This is a genomic window from Candidatus Cloacimonadota bacterium (assembly GCA_019429305.1).
Taxonomy (GTDB): Bacteria; Cloacimonadota; Cloacimonadia; order Cloacimonadales; family JAJBBL01; genus JAHYIR01.
Genome location: JAHYIR010000002.1, coordinates 82,769 through 102,342 on the forward strand (window position 1 = coordinate 82,769; position 19,574 = coordinate 102,342).

General features: G+C 35.3%; 17 protein-coding genes. 15 read left to right on the forward strand and 2 right to left on the reverse strand.

Going from position 1 to position 19,574, the window contains the following annotated elements; all coding sequences use genetic code 11:
* The first annotated feature begins 23 nt into the window (after positions 1–23).
* From K0B81_01670 to K0B81_01740, 15 genes are all read left to right on the forward strand, one after another.
* The gene (locus K0B81_01670) at positions 24–1,196 is read left to right on the forward strand and encodes a glycosyltransferase family 4 protein (protein ID MBW6515309.1); all 1,173 of its coding nucleotides are present in this window, start codon (positions 24–26) and stop codon (positions 1,194–1,196) included.
* Between the two features lie 331 nt (positions 1,197–1,527).
* Entirely contained in the window at positions 1,528–2,478 is a 951-nt protein-coding gene (locus K0B81_01675; protein MBW6515310.1) for an L-threonine 3-dehydrogenase, read from the forward strand.
* On the forward strand, positions 2,475–2,867 hold the full coding sequence (gene acpS / locus K0B81_01680; protein MBW6515311.1) for a holo-ACP synthase: 393 nt from the start codon (positions 2,475–2,477) through the stop codon (positions 2,865–2,867). Before K0B81_01675 ends, acpS begins: the two co-directional genes overlap by 4 nt.
* A 23-nt stretch (positions 2,868–2,890) precedes the next feature.
* Positions 2,891–4,597 carry an acetate--CoA ligase gene (gene acsA / locus K0B81_01685; protein ID MBW6515312.1) on the forward strand — a complete coding sequence of 569 codons (1,707 nt, stop codon included), beginning with the start codon at positions 2,891–2,893 and terminating at the stop codon, positions 4,595–4,597.
* A 26-nt stretch (positions 4,598–4,623) separates the two neighbouring features.
* The gene (locus tag K0B81_01690) at positions 4,624–4,869 is read left to right on the forward strand and encodes an acyl carrier protein (GenBank protein ID MBW6515313.1); all 246 of its coding nucleotides are present in this window, start codon (positions 4,624–4,626) and stop codon (positions 4,867–4,869) included.
* 84 nt (positions 4,870–4,953) lie between these two features.
* The gene (gene kbl, locus K0B81_01695; protein MBW6515314.1) at positions 4,954–6,201 is read left to right on the forward strand and encodes a glycine C-acetyltransferase; all 1,248 of its coding nucleotides are present in this window, start codon (positions 4,954–4,956) and stop codon (positions 6,199–6,201) included.
* Positions 6,202–6,257: 56 nt separating this feature from the next.
* On the forward strand, positions 6,258–6,827 hold the full coding sequence (locus K0B81_01700) for an acetate uptake transporter (GenBank protein MBW6515315.1): 570 nt from the start codon (positions 6,258–6,260) through the stop codon (positions 6,825–6,827).
* Between the two features lie 182 nt (positions 6,828–7,009).
* Entirely contained in the window at positions 7,010–7,849 is an 840-nt protein-coding gene (gene rsmI, locus K0B81_01705; protein MBW6515316.1) for a 16S rRNA (cytidine(1402)-2'-O)-methyltransferase, read from the forward strand.
* A 140-nt stretch (positions 7,850–7,989) separates the two neighbouring features.
* Positions 7,990–8,316, forward strand: a complete 327-nt coding sequence (locus tag K0B81_01710; GenBank protein ID MBW6515317.1) for a YbaB/EbfC family nucleoid-associated protein — start codon at positions 7,990–7,992, stop codon at positions 8,314–8,316.
* The gene (recR, locus tag K0B81_01715; GenBank protein MBW6515318.1) at positions 8,316–8,912 is read left to right on the forward strand and encodes a recombination mediator RecR; all 597 of its coding nucleotides are present in this window, start codon (positions 8,316–8,318) and stop codon (positions 8,910–8,912) included. Before K0B81_01710 ends, recR begins: the two co-directional genes overlap by 1 nt.
* Positions 8,884–9,552 carry a riboflavin synthase gene (locus K0B81_01720; protein MBW6515319.1) on the forward strand — a complete coding sequence of 223 codons (669 nt, stop codon included), beginning with the start codon at positions 8,884–8,886 and terminating at the stop codon, positions 9,550–9,552. Before recR ends, K0B81_01720 begins: the two co-directional genes overlap by 29 nt.
* On the forward strand, positions 9,536–10,837 hold the full coding sequence (locus K0B81_01725) for an Ig-like domain-containing protein (protein MBW6515320.1): 1,302 nt from the start codon (positions 9,536–9,538) through the stop codon (positions 10,835–10,837). The genes K0B81_01720 and K0B81_01725 overlap by 17 nt, the downstream gene beginning before the upstream one ends.
* A 112-nt stretch (positions 10,838–10,949) precedes the next feature.
* The gene (locus tag K0B81_01730) at positions 10,950–12,131 is read left to right on the forward strand and encodes a hypothetical protein (GenBank protein MBW6515321.1); all 1,182 of its coding nucleotides are present in this window, start codon (positions 10,950–10,952) and stop codon (positions 12,129–12,131) included.
* Positions 12,132–12,461: 330 nt separating this feature from the next.
* The gene (locus tag K0B81_01735) at positions 12,462–12,863 is read left to right on the forward strand and encodes a hypothetical protein (GenBank protein ID MBW6515322.1); all 402 of its coding nucleotides are present in this window, start codon (positions 12,462–12,464) and stop codon (positions 12,861–12,863) included.
* A gap of 207 nt (positions 12,864–13,070) precedes the next feature.
* The gene (locus K0B81_01740; protein ID MBW6515323.1) at positions 13,071–14,114 is read left to right on the forward strand and encodes a hypothetical protein; all 1,044 of its coding nucleotides are present in this window, start codon (positions 13,071–13,073) and stop codon (positions 14,112–14,114) included.
* A 76-nt stretch (positions 14,115–14,190) separates the two neighbouring features.
* On the opposite strand, the gene K0B81_01745 is transcribed toward K0B81_01740, so the two are convergent.
* Entirely contained in the window at positions 14,191–15,420 is a 1,230-nt protein-coding gene (locus K0B81_01745) for a hypothetical protein (protein ID MBW6515324.1), read from the reverse strand.
* 170 nt (positions 15,421–15,590) lie between these two features.
* Positions 15,591–19,442 carry a T9SS type A sorting domain-containing protein gene (locus K0B81_01750; GenBank protein ID MBW6515325.1) on the reverse strand — a complete coding sequence of 1,284 codons (3,852 nt, stop codon included), beginning with the start codon at positions 19,440–19,442 and terminating at the stop codon, positions 15,591–15,593.
* Positions 19,443–19,574 lie beyond the last annotated feature (132 nt).

Here is a 19,574-nt window from a genome sequence, read left to right on the forward strand (position 1 = left end):
TAATTTCTTAGATGGTCTGATCTATGAATATTTTAATGCTTTTAGAACACCATTTTCCACCTGATATCAGGGTAGAGAAGGAAATTAAAACTCTTTTGGCAAATGGTTATCAGATCACTGTTGCTTGTGTTTCAGACAAAGATGAGACTGAGACTAATGATAACAAAAATTTAACAATAATTAGAAAAAGGATCCCGAAGTTTGTCTATAAATCTAGCGTCGGTGCCTTGAAATTTCCCTTTTATTTTAACTTTTGGAGAGCTTTCGTTAATTCGATAATAAAGCAAGAACAAATTGATGTTCTTCATGTTCATGACCTTCCACTGGCTAAGATAGCTTGGGAGATTCGTGAAAAACATAGTATCCTCTTTGTTCTCGATCTTCATGAAAATTACCCCTATATGCTACAAGTATCTCCCCATACAAAAACTATACCAGGCAAATTATTATCATCTTTTAACCAATGGCTTGAATATGAAAAAACTATGATCAAAGAAGCAGATTTAGTTCTTAGTGTAATCGAAGAACAAAAAGATCGTCTTGTTGCTCTTGGTGCAGATCCTGAAAAAATCTATCTCGTCTCCAATACTCCCATCATCGAAAAAGATATGATCCATGAAGAAACTACTCTTAACAAGAAGAGAAACGTTTTTCTATATGCTGGCAATTTTTACAGTGCACGAGGCTTGAATATCTTGATACCGGCTTTTAATGCAATAGCTTTACAAGTTTCTGATACTCAATTATGGCTTGTTGGTAACGGGAAAAACCTGCAGAAAATGAAACAATATGCCCATCAGTTTCCAACTTATGACAGGATAGTTTTTTATGGTTGGCAGACTTATGAGAAAACTCTCTCTTTAATAGCAGAATCAGATTTCACAATTATTCCGCACCTGAGAAATGGACACAGTGATAATACCATACCGAACAAATTGTTTCAATATATGATGTTGGGAAAAACTGTGATCTCAAGTAATTGTCCTCCTATAGAGAGAATTTTAACTGAATGTCAAGCTGGACTTACTTATAATGATAAGGATATTCAAGAACTAAGTGATAAAATGCTTTATGCTATCCATCATCGTGAAGAGATGAGAATGATGGGTCAAAATGGCAGAAAAGCTGTGGTGGAAAAATATAACTGGAACTTTGCAGCTAAGAACCTGATAGCGGGATATCAACATTTATTCTAAACCTGACAAAACCTGAGAAAATCCACAAAATTAATGACTATACTTTCTAAGCATTTTAGTATGTACTACAGCATAGAAAATTCTTTATATATCTCTCAAAAAGAAACACTTAAATTATAGTAGAATGAAGAAATTGAATATTAATCCCTCAACCAGTATTTTTGATTGACAAATCTGACGAAAATTGAGATTTGCCTAAAAGTCATGTAGAAGAAGAGTCTCTCTTCGGAAGATGGATTTAATAAAAAGGGTGAAGGGTTACATCTAATCCGAATCTAATTTAAATCGTGGAAATGAAGCAATGAAAAATAATAAACAAAGGAAGTAGATAATGAAAAAGATATTGGTCATCGGTTCAGCCGGTCAAATTGGATCAGAATTAGTTCCCGAGCTGCGCAGAATATATGGGACTAATAATGTCGTTGCCTCCGACATTCAACAGAACCCTCCGGAAATTTTGCTTAATGGTCCTTATGAAATAATAGACTGTTTGGATGCAGAAAAGATTAAAACCGTTATAAAACATAATGACATAGATACTGTATACAATCTAGCTGCTCTGCTTTCTTCAATTGGTGAACGCAATCCTCAACTCTCCTGGAAAATCAATATCGGCGGTTTGATGAACTTGCTGGAACTGGCGACTGAATTTAAGTTTGCTCTCTTTACCCCTTCTTCTATCGGCGCTTTCGGGCCAACAACACCACATGACAACACACCACAAGATACTATTATGCGACCTACTTCCATGTATGGAGTAACAAAAGTAGCCGGTGAGTTACTCTGCGATTATTATCATCTGAAATTCGGAGTAGATGCTCGGGGTGTCCGCTATCCAGGTATTATTTCTAATGTGACCTTACCCGGTGGAGGAACTACAGATTATGCAGTTGATATCTATTATAAAGCTATCCTGGAAGGAGAATTCACTTGTAATCTTAAAGCAGGAACTTATCTTGATATGATGTACATGCCTGATTGTTTAAGGGCAGCTATCGAGCTCATGGAAGCAGATCCGGCAAAATTAATTCACAGAAATTGTTATAATGTAGCCGCAATGAGTTTTGAACCGGAAGAAATTGCAGCTGAAATCCGGAAACATATTCCTGAGTTTAAATTGAAATATGATATAGATCCTGTTCGCCAAGCTATTGCTGACAGTTGGCCTAATAAGATGGATGACTCTGTTGCTCGATCAGAATGGAATTGGCAACATGAATATAATCTTCCTGAGATGACAGTTGATATGTTGAATGTACTAAGAAAAAAACTAAAAAAATGATCTTCGGTATTGGTATTGATAATATAGAAGTTGAAAGAGTCCAAAAGCAATTGGAGAAAAACGGCTTCAAAGAAAAAATATTCTCTGAAAAGGAAATTGAATATTGTTCTGCTAAGAAAACCTATGCTGAGAGTTTTGCTGCCAGATTTGCAGCTAAAGAGGCATTTTTTAAGGCAATTGGAACCGGATGGCGAGGTGGAATGAGTTTCAAGGATATTGAGATTGTTAACAATGATCTAGGAAAACCTACCATTTGTTTGCACGGTAAAGCGAAGCAATTTGCTTTAGAAAACAAGCTTGACAAAATCTATGTATCATTAACTCATCTAAAATCTTGTGCTGGAGCGATCGTCATCATAGAGAAGAAAGATTTTACTTCAATAAAATAAATTAAGGATAAAGGAGAGGTTTTATGTCAAACATAGGATCATACGAAGAGAGAATCAGGAACTTTGATTGGTCAATTTCCGAACAAGAACTCGGTTATAAAGAGGGGGATAATATCAACATTGGTTGGTATTGTTCCGATCGCATCTGTGAAATGGGAAAAGCCGATAAAATCGCACTCTATTGGGAAGGAATGAATGATAAGAGAAAGCAATATACATTCGATCAGGTCCGCATCAACAGTAATAAAATTGGTGATTTTCTTCGTAGTCTGGGGATCAAGAACGAGGATCGAGTTTGTCTCTTTATGGACAAGATCCCTGAACTTTACATAGGTTTTTTAGGAGTTCTTAAAATTGGTGCTATTGCTCAACCGCTTTTTTCAGCTTTTGGCGATGAATCTTTACACGTTAGATTAGATAATGCCAAGACATCAGCTATTATTACTCAAAGAAAACATGTCGGCAAGGTTCGTAAATTACTTGAAATAAGCCCGTATCTGAAACATATAATAGTTGTAGATTCTGATCTGAGCAAACCATTAAAGGAAAGAGAAATAGCTTTTGATATGGAGAATTATCCGGAACCACAAAATTTTGAGATCTATCCGACAAAAGCCGAATCACCATCTGTTTTGCATTATACTTCCGGTACGACAGGACAACCTAAAGGTGTTAAACATGTTCACTATTCACTTATCTCGCAATTTTTAACGACAAAATGGGTACTTGATCTGCAGGATGATGATATCTACTGGTGTACTGCAGACCCTGGTTGGGTTACAGGAACCTCTTACGGAATAATTGGTCCATGGAGTCTCGGTGTCACCCAATTTGTTTCTGATGTTGGATTCAGTGCTGAGAACTGGTATCATTTCATAGAGAAATATAAAGTTTCCATGTGGTACTCTGCTCCAACCGCTATTCGTTCATTGATGAAAGCAGGGGATGAAGTTGTAAAAAAATTCGATCTATCTTCTCTCCGTCATCTGGCAAGTGTGGGTGAACCACTCAATGCCACAGCGGTTATCTGGAGTGAAAAAGTTTATGGTCATCCTTTCCACGATACTTTCTGGCAAACTGAGACCGGATCTATTATGTTGACCAATTTCCCGGGTATGAAAATCAAACCCGGTTCGATGGGAAAACCTTTCCCGGGTATTACTGCTACTGTTTTAGATCCTAAGACTTTCGAACCTTTTACTGAGCCGGGAAAGATCGGTCTGATAGCTTTTCGTCCCGGTTGGCCTGCCATGATTCGTACTTACTGGAATAATGAAGAGACCTACAAATCAAAATTCAAAAATGGTTGGTATTTGTCCGGTGATAGGGCATCTATTGATCATGAAGGTTATTACTGGTTTGTGGGTAGAGATGATGATGTTATCAATACCGGTGGACACCTGGTAAGCCCCTTCGAGATAGAATCAGCACTGCTTGAACATGAAGCTGTTGCTGAAAGTGCTGTTGTATCAAAGCCGGATGAAGTAAATATGGAAGTAGTAAAAGCATTCGTATTATTAAAACCGGGATACGAACCTGATGATATGTTGGAGTTGAGCATAATGAATTTTATCCGCAAGAAATTATCTTCGTTCGCTATGCCTCAGGAAATAGAATATGTAGATAGTTTACCCAAAACACGCAGCGGTAAAATAATGCGTCGCTTACTACATGCTAAAGAATGGGGAGAAGAGATCGGAGATACATCTACATTGGAAGACGATGAATAAATAAATCAAAATAAGAGGAGAAAAAAATGGAAGAGATTAAAGACATTGTATTGGAATATGTGATCAACGAGTATCTGGAAGATGAAGATGAAGAACTTACTTATGATACCCCGCTTATTTCAGGTGGGATCGTAGATTCATTTTCAATGGTATCATTAAAACGATTTTTGGAAGCAAAATATAAGATATCTATCCCTGATGATAAAGCTACACCGGAAGCTTTTGATACTGTGAATAAGATCACACAATTAGTGAAAGAATTTATTGGTTAATCTACCCTTGAGTTGATCAAAGTAATCAAATTTACAGGATAAAACATTTAAGGGTAATTTGTAAATTTCTAATAAGGAGTAAAGATGAGTTATAGCGACAAAATAAGAGGAATATATCAGGAACAGCTTAAATCTATTCAAGATGCAGGAATCTTTAAAGTAGAACGATTTATTCATTCTGCTCAAGCTGCTGATATCGAAGTAGAATTTCCTACCGGTTCCTCACTAAAGAAAGTTATAAATATGTGTGCTAATAATTATCTGGGGTTATCCAGCCATCCGGAAGTTGTGAAAGCAGCACATGAAGGATTAGATACCAGAGGTTATGGAATGTCCTCGGTTCGTTTTATTTGCGGGACACAGGATATACACAAAGAACTGGAAAGAAAAGTTACTGAATTTCTGGGAACAGAAGATACAATCCTTTTCCCAAGCTGTATGGATGCCAATGCTGGTGTTTTCGAAGCAGTACTCACTGATCAAGATGTAATGATCTCCGATCGTTTGGTTCATGCATCAATTATTGACGGTATCCGCCTTTGCAGTGCTATGCATGATACTTTTAAGCATTCAAATATGCAACATCTGGAAGAGAAACTGCAACTTCACAGTGATAAAAGGTTTAAAATGGTCATTACCGACGGTGTTTTTAGTATGGACGGAGACACAGCAAAATTAGCCGAAATGGTTGAATTATGTGAAATATATGATGCCATGCTCTTTGTTGATGATTCACACTCCTCAGGTTTTATTGGAAAAACCGGAAGAGGAACACATGAGCATTGTGGAGTAATGGGAAAGATTGATATCATTACAACAACTTTTGGGAAAGCTCTGGGTGGGGCTTCCGGTGGTTGTGTTTCAGGAAGAAAAGAGCTTGTAGAGATGTGCCGTCAAAAGGCGCGTCCTTATCTTTTCTCTAACACTATTGCACCTGTAGTGGTTAGTGGCGTTTTAAAGGTTCTGGATATTCTTTCGGAAAGCACAGAAAGAAGAGATAAGTTAGAAAAAAATACCGAATATTGGCGAAAAGGACTCACCGAAGCGGGATTCGTGTTGCAACCAGGAGATACTCCAATTGTTCCGGTCATGCTCTTCAATGCTAAACTATCTCAAGACTTCTCTAAAGATCTTTATGATGAAGGGATCTATGCTATTGGTTTCTTCTTCCCTGTTGTTCCCAATGGAAAGGCGAGAATAAGAACCCAGATCTCGGCGGGACATGAAATTCACCATCTTGATAAAGCTCTTGATGCTTTCATCAAAGTTGGTAAGAAATATGACATACTTGGAAAAACTAAACAGGAAATCATCGAAAAATACGGACTATAAAGCTTAAAAACCTGCAGTTGATAAACAGCTGCAGGTTTTTTATTTAAGGAGATGGTATGGAAAATAAATTAGCAAATCCAGCCCCACTTGGTTTAATGGGTTTTGGTATGACTACTGTCCTTTTAAATATTCATAATGCCGGATTCTTTCCTATTAGTGCTATGATCCTTAGTATGGGAATATTCTACGGCGGTATGGCTCAAATATTTGCTGGTATTATGGAGTTTAAAAAAGGAAATTCATTTGCAACTACTGCTTTTACTTCTTACGGGCTTTTCTGGATATCATTAGTCTTTATCTGGGTTTTCCCTAAACTTGGATGGTCACAAGAAACTCCACTTGCTTATATGGGTTGGTATCTCTTCATGTGGGGATTATTTACTTTCTTTATGTGGATAGGAACTTTCGGAAAAAATCGAGCTCTGCAATTCGTATTCCTATCTTTGACCATTTTATTTTGGTTACTGGCAATAAGAGATTGGACAGGTAATGAATTGATCGGGATAATAGCTGGCTGGGAAGGTATTATTTGTGGTTTATCAGCTATATATCTGGCAATGGCTGAAATAATCAATGAATCACATGGAAAAACTGTTTTACCGATAGGTGAAAGACAAGTTACTTAACACTGGATCGGGTTTTTCACTTCTAATTAAAACTCGGATATTTAACAAGTTACGAGAAATCAAAGCTTATCTAAGGAGACTTATTTAGTGATTAAAGTCGTCAGATCAACTAATCGGGTTTGAAGTGCCTAAAAAGAATTTTTTACTGACTTGCATTATATTTAATTGAAAACTATACAACCATGAATAAAGGTACTTTGTACATTATTCCAACCCCCATAGGTAATCTGGGAGATATAACTTATCGGGCTGTGGAAACTTTAAAAAATGTTGCTTTAATTGGTGCAGAGGATACAAGACATTCTGCACTACTACTAAAATACTATCAGATTAGCACGCCAACAATCAGTTACCATAAGTTTAATGAAAGGAGTAGAATAGATAAATTTTTGGCATTGCTTGAAGAAGGTAAGGATGTTGCCATTATTTCTGATGCAGGCACTCCGGGAATATCGGATCCGGCAGCTATTGTAATCAAAGAAGCTATCATAAACGATTTTAATGTTTGCACATTACCCGGAGCTACTGCCTTACTACCCGCTTTAGTAAGTTCCGGATTAAATACGGAAAGATTTCTCTTCTGCGGTTTTTTACCAGCTAAAGAGAGTGAGCAAAAAAAACTCTTTGAAGAAATAGCACCCTTGACTTCTACTTTAATTTTTTACGAAGCCCCACATAGAATAACTACTTTTCTGAAGAAGTTATACGATAATCTCGGAGACCGAGAAGTAACTATTGGCAGAGAATTAACAAAGAAATTCGAAACCTATTATCGAAACAAATTGAGTTACTTCATCGAAAACAATGATGTTATTAAGCATAAGGGAGAAATTGTTATTATATGTGAAGGTTTCCCCGAAGAAAAGGAAATTACTGACGAAGAGATCCTGAATTGTATCAACAACTTATTAGAAAATGGTGAAACTACAAGTTACGCGGTTAACAAAGTAAGTAAAGAACTCAAGATACCAAAAAACAGAGTTTATGCTTTAGCTCATAAAAAAGATGAAAATGATAAGTAGTTTTTTTCTAAGAACGATAGTAACTATTATCCAAAGCTTTATTGCAGTATGATCTTAAGGAAATCATAATCGATCTTGAAAAATCTTGACAGATAGTTCGTTAATACGATGATTTATAAAAAAAAGAGGAGTGATAAATTATGTTCCCAGGTGGAAAGAAAGGTTTGAAAGACCTTATGAATCAAGCTAAGAAGATGCAAGATGACTTAGCTAAAGCACAAGAAGAACTTGCTAATAAGACTGTCGAAGCTACTTCTGGTGGCGGTATGGTTAAACTCGAAATGAACGGCAAATATGAGATAAAAAAGCTAAAAATTGATCCGGAAGTTATAGATCCAAATGATGCTGAAATGCTTGAGGATCTTATAATTGCTGCATTTAACGAAGCTCACGAAAAAATAGCTCGCAATTCTCAGGAAGAGATGTCAAAATTAACTGGTGGTATAAATATTCCCGGTTTGATGTAATGAAATTCAATAAAACACTTGATGAGCTTAAGAATGGTTTGAAGCAACTACCGGGTGTAGGAGAAAAAACCGCTCAAAGATATGCCCTATATCTGCTCAATCAGGACAAAGAAAAAGCCATAGACTTAGCTGATACTATCAAAGAGGCAGTAGAACTACACTCATATTGCCCAAAATGTAATATGTTGAGTGATTCTAATCCCTGTTCAATATGTGCTGACCCGGATCGTGATAAGAGGCTTATTTGTATTGTTGAGAATACTTACGATGTATACTTGATCGAAAATACTGGAGAATACTCCGGTTTTTATTTTGTTTTAGGTCACCTACTATCTCCAATGGACGGTATCGGAACAAATGAAATTCATCTTCCGGAGCTTCTTAAAAGTATAGAAGCATCGGAGATCGAAGAAATCATACTGGCATTAAATCCATCTACTGAGGGTGAAACTACTATAGAACTCATTGCCACAGAGATAGCACATTTGAATAAAAAAATAACTCGTCTTTCAACCGGCTTACCTTTCGGTGGTAACATTGAGTATAGCAGCCCAATAACACTTTCTAATGCTCTTAGAAGACGCTATCCTATTTAAGTATATTATGTTCACTGGTATTATTCAAGAAATCGGCACAGTAAGAAAATGCTTACAAAAAGGAACAAGCAAGGTTATTGTCATTGAATGTACTAACATGTTAGCAGATCTAACATTAGGTGATAGCATTGCTTGTGACGGATTATGTCTTACCGTTTCGGACTTCTCTAATAACAGTATCACTGTTGAAGCAATGCCAGAAACTATTAAGACAACAACACTTAGTCTGTGGTATCCAGGTTATCAGGTGAATCTCGAAAGAGCCCTTAGAGCCGACTCTAAGCTTGATGGACATATTGTTCAAGGACATGTAGATTGCATCACAAGTGTCTTACAGATTATACATCATACTGGTAGCTTGATCATTGAATTTGCTTTACCGTCTCTCTATAAGAATTTCATTGTAGATAAAGGTTCTATTGCAGTTAATGGAGTTAGCTTGACAGTAGCTTCCCTGAATACCGGTTCTTTCTCTGTTTCAATTGTGACGTTTACTCAAGAGCACACTAATCTAAACAACTTAAAACCGGGTAGTAAAGTGAATTTGGAATTCGATATCATAGGAAAATATATCAACCGTTTCTTAACAAATGCAAACCAACAACTAACAAGGGAGAAACTTCTTGAAAAGGGCTTTTAAACTATCTTTTATTGTTTTGTTCGTTTTATTACTTAATGCATGTGGTAACAGAAGAGCCCCAACAGGTGGTGAAGTTGATACTGAGAGTCCTGTTATAGTATCAATCATCCCTGAACAATTCAGTGACATTACTGATCAGAATATTGAAATTACTTTTTCTAAACCCATTGATCGATCTTCTATCTATGAAGGTGAAAGAGGAATTTTGTTCTATCCTCTTATAGATGATAAAAGATTCCGGTGGAGTGATAATAATCTGATCATTGAGATCAATGAAGAGTTAAAGCAAGATCGAAATTACTTTCTGACACTATCTAAACAAATCAGAGATTTAAGAAGAAATAGTCTGGAAGAGGATTATCTCTTTGTTTTCCATACCGGCGTACTCACAAACAATAGAGTTTTTGGTAATATCCGTTATGAAGTAACAGATGATATTGGTAAGGAGATTTCACTCTCTCTCCTATCAGCAGACAGTCTCAGAATTTTTAGTAAGATTATTAGCGGAAGAAATTATAATCTTGAGAATATTGATGATGGTGATTTCATTCTAAGAGCATTTATTGATAAAAATAACAACAGAAGATACGATAGAGGAACTGAACCATATTTTGAGACTGCTTTCTCTGCTGTTAGGAATAAAGAAGTTAATCTTTTCTTAGATTATTACGACGATACTAAACCTGATATTCAATCTATTCGAGCTGAGAATAATTCTCTCATCAGGGTTACTTTTACTAAACCAGTTAAATCTATTGCCGACTTACAGATAACAACTGCTGATTCTCTGCAAAAATCTCTCAATATTCGTGATTATGATATTATAGATAAACAACTAGAGATTGTTACAGTTGCCATGGATTCAGTTTCCTATTCACTTACGCTGTTAGATACAAGAGATTTTAAAAACAATATCTCTAACGAACTAGTTATGGAATACCTTGGAAATAATGTGATTGATGACATTCAACCAGCAATAGTAAATTCGATACCTCGAAATGGTGGTATAGTCGACAATTTAACCCCTTCACTAATAATTACTTTTAATAAATTTATGACTGTTGATAATATTGATATGCTAATGATCAATACTATCACAGGTGAAAAGATACCAATTAAGTTGCAACGTGATAGCTCCAGACAATTTACAGTAATTCCACAAAAAAATCTTACTAATCGTACGCCCTATCATTTAGAAATTTTTGATAGCTCTAAGGATATGTCTGGCAACACCTTAGCCAATACTTACGTCTTGCAGTTTTTACCTATATCCCCTGATTTTTAAGGGTTTAGGTCGCTACTCCTACCTTTTTTTATTGACAACTTTACACTATATTAAAATGATTCACCTTGTAGATACTCATTACAGATGAGTGTATCCTAAAAAAGGAGGAGATATGAAAAAATTTATTCTTGTGCTGATAGTGTTCACCCTTTTTGCATCTTTTGTTTATGCAGATTTATTAACAAGAGGGGAACTAAGAACTCGAATGGCTCTCTATTATGAAATTGGCAAAGATATGCCAACTCAATCTTTCATTGACAGCAGATTCCAGATGACTTTTGAAAAGGCCTTCAGCAACTACTTAACCGCAGTTTGGAAAGTTCAGGTTGGCGATCTAGTTTGGGGTCAAGGTGGAGCTGGATTCCCAGCTGGAGAAGTAAACATCGAAACAAGAAATCTGTATTTGGGATTTCTATGCCCACTTACAGGAGTGAACGCTAAATTAGGTATTCAAGAATGGAAAGATCCACGTAGCTTAGTATTAGATGATGACCAGGCACCCTTCGCCGGTATTATGATCAACAAAATGTTTGGCGAAGATATTATGTTAGAATTTGGTACAGCCAAGTTGTATGAAGGCGAAATCGATTATGATGACGACATCGATCTTTTCTTCATTAATTTCGACAAAGGAAAGATGTTTGGATTAAACAATATTATCAGAAGATGGAATGCCGGTAATAATATTGATGCTTGGATCATGCCCTACTTCAATTACATGTTTGATGGTTTCGATATCAACCTGTTAGCCGCTTACAACATGGCTTCTTACTCAGAATGGATCCCTACTGAAGATGGATGGAAAGATTACTCCAACGGTGGTTTTGCTGTTTCTTTGAAAGCTGGTTATGACTTTGAAGTAGCCATGGTAGGACTTGATTTCTTATACACCAGTGGAGATGATGAAAGTGATCCTGAATCAACTACCATCTTCAATTCAATCCATCCATATTATAAAAATGGATTAGAGATTTTTGGTATTGGTATTCACTCAGGTGCTTCAGCAGGTTATGTTGAACCGGGTAACGATGGACAAGGACTTATGAGCATAGTTCTGAATGGTGCTTATCCGGTAAATGACGAGTTAACTCTTAAAGCCGCTTTTGGTATGCTTAATGCAGTTGAAGCTGATGAAACAGATATGGGAATGGAAGTAAACTTGGGTATGAATTACAAACTATATCAGAATCTTCACTTTGATCTAGTCGGTGCTATGGCTATGCCAGGTAAATACTATGGTGATGATGTAGACAACACAATGGCTCTGGTTTCCAGATTCATGTATAGATTCTAATATAGAAGATATAGATTAAACTTATTCTTAAAAGCTGCTTCGACGAAGCAGCTTTTTTTTACTCATTTAAATGCCTTCTTATAAAATGACAATTAATACGAAAATTTAAATAAAAATCAATTCTATCTAAAATTTCTTGACGTAATATTATAATCCTCTTTTATAGTCAAAATTTCATAGGAGTTTGAAATGAGAATTAGTTTAATTTCTCTATTGGTCTTGTTGCTAGTTACGAGTTTATCCGCTTTTTATCAGGGGACTATTAATGTTGGTGGTAGCGCAACTTACGCAAGTTACAAATCTGATTCTGATGCAAATGCTATTTCAATTATTTCTTTTGCACCACAATTTGGCTACTTCTTTGTAGATAATCTTGTGGCAGATTTTTTGCTTAATTATGAAAGATTAAGTAGCGATGATTGGTCATCATCGACTTTTTCTATTGGTGTTGGAGGAAGATACTTCTACAATCAACTTTATGGTGGATTAGGATTTATGATGCAATTCTATAGCGAAGAAGATGATTGGTATGGAGATTTTAAATACTCTGCTAATTATCTTGATTTTAAGGCAGGATACCTACTTCCTGTAGTCCAAAATGTATTTGTTGACTTTGGCTTAGGTTATGCATTAGGTTTAGGAAAATATGGTGGAGATTATGATATTTATGACAATGAAGAGAGTATTTTTGGGATCTATGTTGGATTACAAATCTTTTTTCCAGCTAGATAATTAATGATCTAAATATTTCGAGCCCGAAGGAGAATTCGGGCTTTTTTTTCTTAAAGAAAGACTTCTTAAGTTAAGCAGCTTTTTTTATTTGTAACTCTACTCTTAACTAATACTTAACAATCGGTTTATTCTTACTTAAATAGTCCCTCCTATAAATAGATATAATAATAAGCTCATTTTTAATGAGTTAACTAAGAGGAGGAACAAATGAAACGATTAATACTCGTTTTGATGGTATTATTTATCTTTGCTTCAACAGCATTAATGGCTGAATTCAACCCTTACGGCAGTGCTAGGATCGGTTATTGGTATAATAGTGAGAACGAAGACTGGAGTAGCACTGGTGAAAATGAATTGAATATGGACTACTATTTACAAAGTAATAGTCGTTTTGGAGCTCGTTTTAACAATGATGATGTTAGTGGACGAGTAGAGTTTGGTGGTACCGGCAGCATTCGTCTTCTATATGGTAAATACAAGATGTCCGGCTGGTCATTATTGATTGGACAGGAACAGGGTAAGATTGAGATGAAGTCAAAGCAGGTTTGGGGTTCAGATAAGAATCTCGTTGGATGGGGTGGTATTGATGAAAGTCGTAAACCCCAAATCCGTATTGAAGTTGACAATGGTTTGTACTTAAGCTTTATACAACCTGAAAAAGTTAATGCCCAAGGAACTGGAACCAACCAAGACAAAAAAGTCTTATTACCAAAAATCAACTTGGGTTATTCTGGTAAATTTAGTGAGAACATAAAATTCCATGGTACATTTGGTGTTAATCACTACACTTACAACGACAATGCCGGAGATCTCGATCAAGCTGTATTAGCTTATATTTTAGGTTTGCTACTTGATTTTAACTTTGACCCTATAATGTTTCGTACCCATTTTAATTATGGGCAGAATACTAAACATTACGGTTTAAACTCTGTAACACCTAATACAGCTATATACGAAGAATCAAAAGATGAAATAGTCGATGTAACAACTATGGGTGGTTTCGGCGAGTTTACTTACAAAATGTCACCTCAAACAGCATTTACAGTAGGTGTTTCTTATGTAACCTCAAATTCTGATAGCTTTGACAATGCAGAAAGTGCTATGGCAGCTTTCGTTCAGATAGAGTATAGATTGCACAGAAATTTCCACTTAATACCTGAAGTAGGTTATTTAGACAAAATGAAAGACATCAATGATAATGATCTTGGTAATATGGTCTATTTCGGGACACAGTTAAGAATGGACTTCTAACGTGTCTCCTCGTAGGAGAAGAGCCCGGAAGAAGTTCTTCCGGGCTTTTTTGTTTTATATGTATCGTTTAAATCTGTTAAAAACTATACTTAAGTGAGAGTTGTGTAGCAATACCGTTACTTTTCCCACCTATGAAGTTGGGACCATCAAAGAGGAAAGAGTCGCTTAGTACACCATCAATAGTAAAGTTCCTGAAATTTACAGCAAATCCTATGGATACATTGAAATTTGATTCATAGTAAGAGTATTTCTCAATCAGATAAGATTGATCACCATAAGTAAAATTCTTTTCATAACCAATAAAATGATATTGCTGATAAGCACCTACACGACCAGTTAGCCAGGAACTAATTCTTGATTCTAATCCTACACGATATTCAGGTAAAGTAGTTATTGTCTGCTCGATCTTAGTGACTTCTTTATCAGCATTTATTAACAGGTACTCCTCTTCATGTGCAGTCTTGGTCATTCCTAATGGTTTTAATCCCAAAACCAGTAGATTATTATCATTGATTTGATAATTGATTCCTATTCCAAAGCTTACACCTAATAATGAGTGGTCATCCTTTTCGGTATAAAAAAGTGTATCTTCATCATAGTGTTTAAATTCAAAGGAGGTATTACTTAGTTTGATATCTAGTATTGTCATCATAGAGACATTGTCTTCATCAATAATAAAATAACGACCATTAAGACCCAACAATAACCCACTCAATTCACCTTTATCTAAACTAACTTCATTTTCGAGAATACCGTTTGGTAATTGCATTGTTAATCCAAGATCAAACATCTCATTAGAATAGCCACCCATGAACTCTAAAAGCAATGCATCGATACTAAATTCCAATTCTATTATGCTTCCTTCTTCTTCATAAACTTGTAAAGTATAATTTGCTTGGTCCATAGCCATACCGAAACCTAGACCAAAATTATCCATAAAACCGAAGATAAAATTAATCTTATGATCCATATCAATAACATCCCAATCTCTGTAAGGACCACTATCGTAATCAAAATCATATAAATCAAGTTCAGTAGGCACATTGAATCTGAAACCAAATACATTGGTATAAAAGGGAATATTTCCACCAACTGACCAATTACTTTTATTATTCCATGAACGCATTTCTGCAAAAACTAATCTGTTATAGCGATGTATTGATCCCGGGTATATCATTACATCTGTATCATCTCTTAAAAACCCATACACACTGCCCATACTGAACATCCGGCTTTCTGAAGCAAAAGCTAAAGTTATAAACAGCAACATAAATAGATTGACGACCAATGTCTTAAAGCTATACATCAAACCTCCAAGTCCTTACTTTTCATTTCAGTTAATGTTTGTTAATATGACATGTTCATTTCAATTTTGTCAACAGATATTTTCTAAACGGAAGATAAAAAAAAATTAACTAACTATACCATATAAAGATAGTCATCAGTAATGACTATAAAGCATATCTAGATATAAGTTTATTTTAGAAGCATCATTTTCTTTACTGCAGACATTCTATTGCCTACAGATAAGCGATAAAGATATACTCCTGACGCTAACTGTCTGTTCCTGTTATCTCTCCCATCCCAACAAACCGTGTGCTTTCCAGCGTTTCTTTTCTCATCTAGAAGTATTATTATCCTTTGTCCCTTAATATTAAAAATCTCTAACTTTACATCGTCAGATCTATCAATATAAAAACTAATATTAGTACCTATACTCTTATCAGTTGATGAAGAGATATTGAAAGGGTTAGGGTAATTACTAAAGAGCACTGGTAATTCCGGTAACTCTTCAACAGAACTAACATCTTTATTAGTAACTAGTATTTTTCCAATTATCAGATCGGATGTTGGTTGAAATACAAACTCCAGTTCATCCGTAAGAACAACAAAAAAATCTTCAATCATGAGAACAATTCTATACTCTGTAGGTAAACTAGAATTTGATAAATTAAAAACAACTGGCTGTAATTCAGAAGACCATTCCAATACAAAATTCCACAGGAGTGAATCTAATCCTACTTGATACAAATCACTTTTAAACTCAGAGTGCAATTTTTGAAAAGGATGAGATTGTTGGTCAGGCAAGAGATAAAGATAAACATCTGAATTAGGTCTGGCTGGAGGTTTTGGTAAATCGTAGAGATAATTATAGTTTTCATCGGTAAACAAAGCACTACCGATTAATATTTGATCTCTAACCCCATCATATCGACTTACTTCAATCTCAGATTGCCAACTAACTGGAAAATCTAAATAATCATTAGTAATGTGGAAAGGTCTTAATCTTAATAACAAATCGGTACTATTTACCCATATCCATACAGATTCACCACTATATAAATAATCGCTCAAGTAGTACCCGCTATCTCTGATCCCAATTACTCCCCTGTTAACTATATTGTATTGCATGGCTTGTCTAAAAGTGTATTGATTATCCTGAGTAACAAAAAGAAGATCACTGACTTTGATATCCGACAGAAATACATTGGGAATTAAATTCCATCCTTGAACTAATACAATATCATAAGTCTGCTGTCTGATACGACCTCTTTTTTCTGTATTATAATGGACAGGCATATAGACAAAATGGCCTAAACCAAATTGATAAAGTAATACGTCATCATATTCTTCTTCAATACTATTATAAGCAAATAATTGTGACTGGTTTCCAAAAACATCGGTACCGAAGATGTAGGGAAGTTCGAGAAAATTCGCAGTCATATGCCAACCAGCTTGGTTAGCGAATGGAATATAAGCAGGTACAAGTCCAAACATATATGGGGAATAATGTTCTAGAGGATATCCATCGATAACAATAGTTCTTACAACTAGTTGAGCATTTTCTAAAAGATGATCATCCGGAACATACCAAGAATAAGTTGTTGTGTCTGAGGGTAAGTTACTGGCAATCAACAGACTATCATTCTCTGTTTTTATATATAAATCTATAGTATCAACAAGGAATTCTCTGTTAATAATCCAACTGTAAACTACAAAATCATTAGCCTGAAGGAAGTGATAATCAAAAGGGGTGAAAACAACTTCTGGTAATAAATCACCCCAATAAAGAGTGAAATACCTAAACCCGACGGTTTCTGCTTCGTAAGTGAAAGAACTCGCAGTTAAATCATGAAAAACACCCTCTAACTGATCAAAAAGATATAACTTTTCACTATTTCTTTGAAAATTAGTTGATATAGAAATATCGAGTGGTTCAAGTAACTGGTCTGTAGCAACTCTGATAACCCAATTTTTTAGTTCATTATCTGGATCAAAAGGGCTATAAATGTCCCGATGTAAATTACGAAATGATGAAGGCCAACTGCTTTTATATGACATTGCCCATATATAAGCTTCATTAGGATGGCTACCTTTAACAATATCGAAATTAGCGTCATAATTATCCGTTGCAAATAGGTTGCAACCAAATTCAACCGTATCGTAAATGGTTCCATTCTGATTATTAATTATAAGAGAATATATAGGGCTTGATGCCGCTTCAGCAATAACATCATGATAGTATTCATTAGTTTCAGTATCATTAGTGGTCAATATATAATAATATTTGTTCCCATTAACAACTGCTGAGTCCTGATAATTATAGATAACATTTTGATTTTCAGTCCCTACCAAGGAACGATCTGTTTCCCAAGAAGAAATTAGAGTAAAAACATTCTCTTCCTCTTCTCTTCTGAAAATATTAAACCCAAGATTATCATACTGAAATCTCGCTAACCAACTCACTCCGATATAATTATCTCGTCCATAGGCAGCAAAATCAGCGATGGAGACCATTCCAGTATAACGTGCGGTCGAATTAGAAAATAGAGAGTAGTTATTATTATAATCCTTAGCTCTGATTTTAAAGTAATACTGAGTTTCAGGTATTAACCCGGAAATCGTGATCTGATCTGCTGCCTGAGTTCCAAAAAATGGAATAACAGATCTGTCATATAGTAGATAATCGTCTTCATTTGAGTCAAAAGGTTCTGTAGCCACCAGCAATTCGTAAGTCTTAAAATCATAAGCATAAGATCTATCCCAAACTAAATCAACAGTTGTATTACCTGACCCTACTACTCGTAAATTAATTGGATCGGTTGGTGGTTCAAGATCGTTGAATTCAAATAAAGGCGGTAAAACTTGATCCATTGCTACTAACCAGCGTGTGTAGAAAGCTATAGCTTTGGTATAAAAATTTTCTGGATGCCAATTTCCCATTATATGATCATAATCATAAAACCATTTATAATGATATTCATCTTGAGGATAGATACTCGGAAGTTCTTCCATTTCAATATGAAAGAAAGGGGTAAACACATCATATTGTGACCAGTTTGACATTGGATATGACATTGGAAAACCTCCCACACCTGGTAAGTTTACTGCATTGGAAATAGGAAGCAATTCATCACCATGTTGATAAAACATACCATGTTGATCATAATAAACTGAATAGTAATCAGTAACAAGAACATCAGAATGTATACCGATTGTATTTGCAGGGATGATCAAATAAGGTGAGGCGTTCACAATATCAAGAAAATTGCCACTTAAATCCCTAATAGGCAATTGTGGATATTGATGGGAAGTAGCAGATATTTGTAAGCATTTTCTACCCATATGGCTATAATCAAAACTGTGAATTTGAACCGATAATTCCCTTCTATTAAAATTCATCCTGATTTCATCAGCAAATTCTTTAAAGGCAACATTAAAAACATGATTTGTGCTTCTAGACGGATCACTAATTGAGAGATTATTATGATATATAGGATAATTATCATGCCACATTACCTCTCTACCTGCTCCAGCAACCATCAGATAACGGGCATTCCACTTTTGAAAAGCATGAACAGCTACAGGTAGAGCGATAAAATCATCTTTTGGATGTACTACATTGATAATTACCGGTACTTCAGATAATGGATCATAAATATATATTCCCCAGCCGTAATCAAAACTTCCGTGTTGATGTATCTGGGGTTGGTTTGGTTCATTATTATCATCAAAATAGTCCATGTTAAGGAATTCTCTAAGCATATAGTAAGTTCTGTTTTTATCTGTATCATGAAATTGCACTATTTCGTAGGGAAAATTAAACCAATCTATTGCAGCTTGCGCTGCATCAAAATCTTCAGTCAAAAAAAGATTTATTATTGTTCTCCAATCTTCTCTCTGAGCAGCATTAGCATGAATATAATTCCCAAACCCATTTGTTTGAACATCCCAAGGAGCATACAAATTATAACCTGGGCGAGCCAATCCCTCAACTACATGACCAACCCAATTATCGTATGAGGTCGCATCAGTAAAGCCATACATAAAATCTCTTAATGATGCTGTTTCTCGTGCAATTGATAATATTGATGTTGTTGATAGAATAAGACAAATAAAGATAAAAAAGCTTTTGGGTAGCTGAATAATGATAGATTTCAACCACAGAATAAAGGGTGG

Excerpts from the sequence above, each read along its gene's own strand:
- K0B81_01720 (MBW6515319.1), top strand. The coding sequence starts at position 8,884 with ATGCTCTTAGAAGACGCTATCCTATTTAAGTATATTATGTTCACTGGT.
- K0B81_01730 (MBW6515321.1), top strand. The coding sequence starts at position 10,950 with ATGAAAAAATTTATTCTTGTGCTGATAGTGTTCACCCTTTTTGCATCT.
- acsA (MBW6515312.1), top strand. The coding sequence starts at position 2,891 with ATGTCAAACATAGGATCATACGAAGAGAGAATCAGGAACTTTGATTGG.
- K0B81_01670 (MBW6515309.1), top strand. The coding sequence starts at position 24 with ATGAATATTTTAATGCTTTTAGAACACCATTTTCCACCTGATATCAGG.
- recR (MBW6515318.1), top strand. The coding sequence starts at position 8,316 with ATGAAATTCAATAAAACACTTGATGAGCTTAAGAATGGTTTGAAGCAA.
- acpS (MBW6515311.1), top strand. The coding sequence starts at position 2,475 with ATGATCTTCGGTATTGGTATTGATAATATAGAAGTTGAAAGAGTCCAA.
- K0B81_01745 (MBW6515324.1), bottom strand. The coding sequence starts at position 15,420 with ATGTATAGCTTTAAGACATTGGTCGTCAATCTATTTATGTTGCTGTTT.
- rsmI (MBW6515316.1), top strand. The coding sequence starts at position 7,010 with ATGAATAAAGGTACTTTGTACATTATTCCAACCCCCATAGGTAATCTG.
- K0B81_01750 (MBW6515325.1), bottom strand. The coding sequence starts at position 19,442 with ATGTATGGCTTTACTGATGCGACCTCATACGATAATTGGGTTGGTCAT.
- K0B81_01700 (MBW6515315.1), top strand. The coding sequence starts at position 6,258 with ATGGAAAATAAATTAGCAAATCCAGCCCCACTTGGTTTAATGGGTTTT.
- K0B81_01690 (MBW6515313.1), top strand. The coding sequence starts at position 4,624 with ATGGAAGAGATTAAAGACATTGTATTGGAATATGTGATCAACGAGTAT.
- kbl (MBW6515314.1), top strand. The coding sequence starts at position 4,954 with ATGAGTTATAGCGACAAAATAAGAGGAATATATCAGGAACAGCTTAAA.
- K0B81_01710 (MBW6515317.1), top strand. The coding sequence starts at position 7,990 with ATGTTCCCAGGTGGAAAGAAAGGTTTGAAAGACCTTATGAATCAAGCT.
- K0B81_01740 (MBW6515323.1), top strand. The coding sequence starts at position 13,071 with ATGAAACGATTAATACTCGTTTTGATGGTATTATTTATCTTTGCTTCA.
- K0B81_01675 (MBW6515310.1), top strand. The coding sequence starts at position 1,528 with ATGAAAAAGATATTGGTCATCGGTTCAGCCGGTCAAATTGGATCAGAA.